This window comes from Mycobacterium sp. 852002-30065_SCH5024008, assembly GCF_001665645.1.
GTDB classification, from domain to species: Bacteria; Actinomycetota; Actinomycetes; order Mycobacteriales; family Mycobacteriaceae; genus Mycobacterium; species Mycobacterium paraffinicum.
Window position 1 is genome coordinate 1 of sequence record NZ_LZSZ01000001.1, and the last position, 4,859, is coordinate 4,859.

At 66.3% G+C, this 4,859-nt stretch carries 5 protein-coding genes and 1 tRNA gene; 2 read left to right on the top strand and 4 right to left on the bottom strand.

The genetic code is table 11. The features are described from left to right. Positions 1 to 346, bottom strand: a 346-nt coding sequence (locus A5781_RS00005; protein WP_197503635.1) for a metal-dependent hydrolase, incomplete at its 3' end; no start/stop codon positions are given. A 245-nt stretch (positions 347 to 591) separates the two neighbouring features. Between A5781_RS00005 and A5781_RS00010 the strand changes: the two genes are divergently transcribed. Further along, a complete protein-coding gene (locus A5781_RS00010) occupies positions 592 to 1,413 on the top strand; it encodes a DUF1906 domain-containing protein (RefSeq protein WP_067199147.1) in 822 nt (273 codons plus the stop codon). Positions 1,414 to 1,445: 32 nt separating this feature from the next. On the opposite strand, the gene A5781_RS00015 is transcribed toward A5781_RS00010, so the two are convergent. The 3 genes from A5781_RS00015 to pgm all read right to left on the bottom strand — a co-directional run bounded on the left by A5781_RS00015 (position 1,446) and on the right by pgm (position 4,462). Continuing rightward, positions 1,446 to 1,518: transfer RNA gene (locus A5781_RS00015), tRNA-Ala, on the bottom strand. Between the two features lie 53 nt (positions 1,519 to 1,571). Next, positions 1,572 to 2,741 (bottom strand): MFS transporter, encoded by a 1,170-nt coding sequence (locus A5781_RS00020; RefSeq protein ID WP_067199149.1) that lies wholly within the window; start codon positions 2,739 to 2,741, stop codon positions 1,572 to 1,574. Positions 2,742 to 2,833: 92 nt separating this feature from the next. Continuing rightward, positions 2,834 to 4,462 carry a phosphoglucomutase (alpha-D-glucose-1,6-bisphosphate-dependent) gene (gene pgm, locus A5781_RS00025; protein ID WP_067199151.1) on the bottom strand — a complete coding sequence of 543 codons (1,629 nt, stop codon included), beginning with the start codon at positions 4,460 to 4,462 and terminating at the stop codon, positions 2,834 to 2,836. 104 nt (positions 4,463 to 4,566) lie between these two features. On the opposite strand from pgm, the gene crcB reads away from it, so the two are divergent. Beyond that, positions 4,567 to 4,859 (top strand): fluoride efflux transporter CrcB (gene crcB, locus A5781_RS00030; RefSeq protein ID WP_067199159.1); only part of this gene is annotated, 293 nt, incomplete at its 3' end.

Consider the following 4,859-nt stretch of genomic DNA (forward strand, 5'->3'; position numbering starts at 1 on the left):
TCATCGACAACAGCCTCCCGAGCCGATCGGTGTACGGCTTGGTGTCGATGCCCTGCTCGGCGAGGTGGTCGAGCACCACCTGGTGTGCCCAGGCATGCCAGGACTCCTGCTGGATGAACGGCTTGATCGCCGCCTCCAGCTCCGGATCATCGACCAGCGATGACGCCTCGAGAACGGCCTTGATGAAGTGGCGCTCGCCCTCGGGCAGCAGCAGGTGCAAAACATTGATCATGTGCGTCGAGAACGGATCGTCCGGCACCCAGTGCAGAGGTGTCTGCGACCAGTCGAACCGGACCATGCGGCGATACATGGGGTGTCCATCGTGATGAAGTTGGACCTCGGGCATCAGAAGCTCCCTCCCGCCGACAGGCCATGCGGGCATCGACTCTCTGCGAACAACCGTTCACTCGGCCGCGTACCCACCCGGGGCGCCGGTTATGCGTACCGGTGGTACGAGGTTCCTGAGAGTTGCTGCCGCTCGTCGCCGGCGCTTCAGCCATGGACTCGACACGATGAACCGCAGAAACCGATTTGATATCGACTTCTACGCGCCACTTATGTTGACAAAAGTCACAAATTTAACATCACGCGATGCAGAAATTGTCGGCGAATGTGCGGCGACCGCGCCCCATTCCCCGGCGCGACTTATTGCGCTACGCCATTGCTATGTCTGCACTGCCGGCGTGGTATGCGGCATCGGCAAGTGTCGCCGTCGCTACGGCGGATGCCGTCCCTACGACGCCTGCCACCACTCCCAAACTGATCGACTTCGCCATGCGCCAAATTCCAGCGGAGCACATCCGAGCGGCCGGCTACGCCGGGGTCATCAACTACGTGTCGCTCTCGCGTCCGGGCTCGTCGATGGGCGCCAAGCCGATCACGCGGCCTTACGCCGAGCAGCTGTCCGCTGCTGGGCTGATAATCGTCAGCAACTACCAATACGGCAAGCCGGGCGGGACGGCACCATCGGACTTCAGGCGCGGGTTCGAGGGCGGCGTCGCCGATGCGCGCACCGCCTGGAAGTTGCATACCGCGGCGGGTGGCGGTCAGAGCGCCCCGATCTTCTTCAGCGTCGACGAAGACATCAACCACGACACCTGGAATAACCTGGCGCTCAAGTGGTTTCGCGGAATCAATTCGGTGCTGGGAGTGCAGCGCACCGGCGTCTACGGCGGTATCGACGTGTGCCAGTGGGCCGCCGCCGACGGCGTCATCGGCAATTCGCGCACCCCCGGCCACCGGTGGGCCTGGCAAACCAAGGCGTGGTCCGGCGGCAAGGTCGACCCTGCCGCCGTTCTCTACCAACGCGTTGTGAGTACCGCGTCGAATCCTGGCCCAGTAGTCGGGGGACTCGAAGTCGACGTCAACGACGTCCTCGCCGGGGATTGCGGCCAGTGGAACCTGCATCGGTGAGCGCGGGTGTCGTGGCACCTCCGAATATCCGGTGGAGCTAAGGGGACTCGAACCCCTGACCCCCACACTGCCAGTGTGGTGCGCTACCAGCTGCGCCATAGCCCCAAGTCGTGCCAGTCGAAGCTACACCACTGGCCACGGTCCTTCAAAGTTGCTGCTCAGGCAGCTTCGACGTCCGCCTCAGTCTCCACCAGGCCGGACGCCCGATCGGGCCCCAACCGCGTCTCCGGCGCCATGACCCAACCAACGGCGGCGACCAGCAAGACAATCCCGCTGATGCCGAAGCCCCAGCCGAAGCTCAGTTTCTCGGCCGCCCAACCGACCGTCACGGAGCCGACGATGGCGCCCAGATCGGACAGCATCTGCACCGCCGCCACCGGCATTCCCGCACGCGCCTCGCTGCCGAGAATGTCCGCCACCGCGGCCTGCATCGGGGACATGAAAATGCCTGTGGTCGCACCCGATACCGCCGCCGCGATCATGAACGCCGGCAACGTCGACACGACTCCCAATGCGGCGGTCGCGACGCCCGACGTTGCCAGGCCGATGATCAACAACGTCCGCCGACCCATCCGGTCGGACAAGTAGCCGCTGGGGATGACGGCCAGGGCGTTGCCGCCCGCGAACGCCGCAAGCGCCACCCCGATGACGCCGACGCTTTCGCCCATGACGTCGGAGAGGAACAGCGGCACCAGCGCGACGCGCAGACCGAACGCCGCCCAGCCGGTCGCGAAATTGGACAGCAGCGCCGACCAATACGCGCGGGACCGCAGCGCCTGCCGCATCGTCACCGTTGACCGGGTCGGCGGCGGGGGTGCCGCCAGCTCCGAATGCTTCAGCCCGTAGAACAGCACCACGGCCACCCCCAGCATCGCGACGCCGTACACGATGAATGGAGCGGTCAACCCCCAGCCCGCGGTCAGGCCACCGATCGCCGGCCCACCGACCGCACCCACCATGAACGACGTGGTGAACATCCCCGCGATCCGCCCCCGCGCGTCGGGCGGGCTGATGTGGATCATCAGCCCCAGTGCCGAGACATAGAACATCGTCGAGCCGATGCCGCTGACGGCCCGGAAAACTAACAGTTGCCAATAGGTCTGCGAATACGCGCACGCGATGGTGGACAACGCCACGATCAGCAAACCACCGATGTAAATCCGGCGCTCGCCCAGCCTCTGCACCAGCACTCCGCTCACCGGCGCAAAACACAACCGGCTCAACGAAAAGACGGTGACCAAGAAAGTCACCGCCTTGATGCTGACCCCGAAGGTATGGGCGAAAGCGGGCATCGCCGGCGAAATGACCCCGTACCCAAGCGCGACCATGACATTCGCCCAGCTCAGGATCCAGACTTCGCGCGGGAGCCGCGGAGAGCGGGAACCACGTTCTCCCGAACGGGTAAGCCTGAGGGAAAACGTCACCCAATGACTTTATTAACCACCTCGCGCGCGGCTTCCTGCACCTCCGCCAAATGCTCGGGGCCATTGAAGGATTCCGCGTAGATTTTGTACACGTCTTCGGTGCCCGACGGCCGCGCGGCAAACCATGCGTTGGCCGTCGTCACCTTCAATCCGCCCAGCGCCGCGCCGTTGCCGGGCGCGGCGGTGAGTTTCGCGGTGATCGGCTCGCCGGCTACCTCGGTGGCGGTCACCTGTTCGGGCGAGAGCTTGGCCAGCCGGGCTTTCTGGTCGCGATCGGCGGGCGCGTCGACCCGGGCGTAGAACGGCGTGCCGTATTCGGCGGTCAGCTCCTGGTAGCGCTGCGAGGGGGTCGATCCGGTGACGGCCAGGATCTCAGAGGCCAGCAGCGCCAGGATGATGCCGTCCTTGTCGGTGGTCCACACCGAGCCGTCGCGCCGCAGGAACGACGCCCCCGCCGACTCCTCGCCGCCGAAGCCGATGGTGCCGCCGATCAGGCCGTCGACGAACCACTTGAACCCGACCGGCACCTCGACGAGCTTGCGGCCGATGCCGGCGACCACCCGGTCGATGATCGACGAACTGACCGCCGTCTTCCCCACGGCGATGCCCTCCGGCCACGACGGCCGGTGCGTGTAGAGGTAGTCGATGGCCACCGCCAGGTAGTGGTTGGGATTCAGCAACCCTTCGTCAGGCGTGACGATGCCGTGGCGGTCGGAGTCCGCGTCGTTGCCGGTGGCGATCTGGTAGCGGTCGCGGTTGGCGATGAGCCCGGCCATCGCATCGGGCGAGCTGCAGTCCATCCGGATCTTGCCGTCGTGATCGAGCGTCATGAACCGCCAGGTCGCGTCGACCAGCGGGTTGACGACGGTCAGGTCCAGACGGTGCCGCTGCGCGATCTCACCCCAGTAGTCGACGCTCGCCCCGCCGAGCGGGTCCGCCCCGATCCGCACGCCGGCCGCGCGGATCGCATCGATGTCGACCACGTTGGGCAAGTCGTCGACATAGTTGGCGAGGTAGTCGTGGCGCTGGACGGTCCGCAGTGCCCGGGCCAGCGGCACCCGCTTCACCCCGGCGCCACCGCGCAGAATTTCGTTGGCGCGCTTGGCGATTGCGTTGGTCGCGTCGGTGTCCGCCGGCCCGCCGTTGGGCGGGTTGTACTTGAATCCGCCGTCCGGCGGCGGGTTGTGCGACGGCGTCACGACGATCCCGTCGGCCAGCGCTCCGGTGCGACCGCGGTTGTAGCTGAGGATGGCGTGGCTCACCGCCGGCGTCGGGGTGTAGCGATCGCGGGAGTCGACGACGGCCTCTACATCATTGGCCGCCAATACTTCCAGCGCCGACACCCACGCCGGCTCGGAAAGACCGTGGGTGTCACGGCCGATGAACAACGGCCCAGTGGCGCCGTGGGCGGCGCGGTATTCGACGATGGCTTGGGTGATGGCCAGGATGTGGGCCTCGTTGAAGGCCCCGTTGAGCGCGGACCCGCGGTGGCCCGACGTGCCGAACACCACCTGCTGGGCGACGTCGTCGACATCGGGCTGGACCGAGTAGTAGGCCGTCACCAGGTGAGGCAAATCGACAAGGTCTTCGGGCTGGGCCGGCTGACCGGCGCGGGGGTGGGCCATGGTTCTCAATTCTGCCCGTGGCGCACCTCCCTGACTTGTCAGGTACTTTTCTGACGTCCCGGATTCACCCACCCGTAAGTCCTGGCAAGGGGAAGGGATCACGCGTGGCACACGACTATCGCGAGTTGGCCGCGGTTTTCGCCGGCGGGGCGCTGGGCTCCCTCGCCCGGGCCGGCCTGGGCACGCTCACCGCCGGTGACCCAGCCAAATGGCCGTGGCCGACGTTCACGGTCAACGTCGTTGGCGCCTTCCTGTTGGGATACTTCACCACCCGACTGCTCGAGCGATTGCCGCTGTCGAGTTACCGGCGCCCCCTGCTCGGCACCGGGTTGTGCGGCGGACTCACCACGTTCTCCACGATGCAGGTCGAGACGCTGAGGATGATCGAGCACGGCCA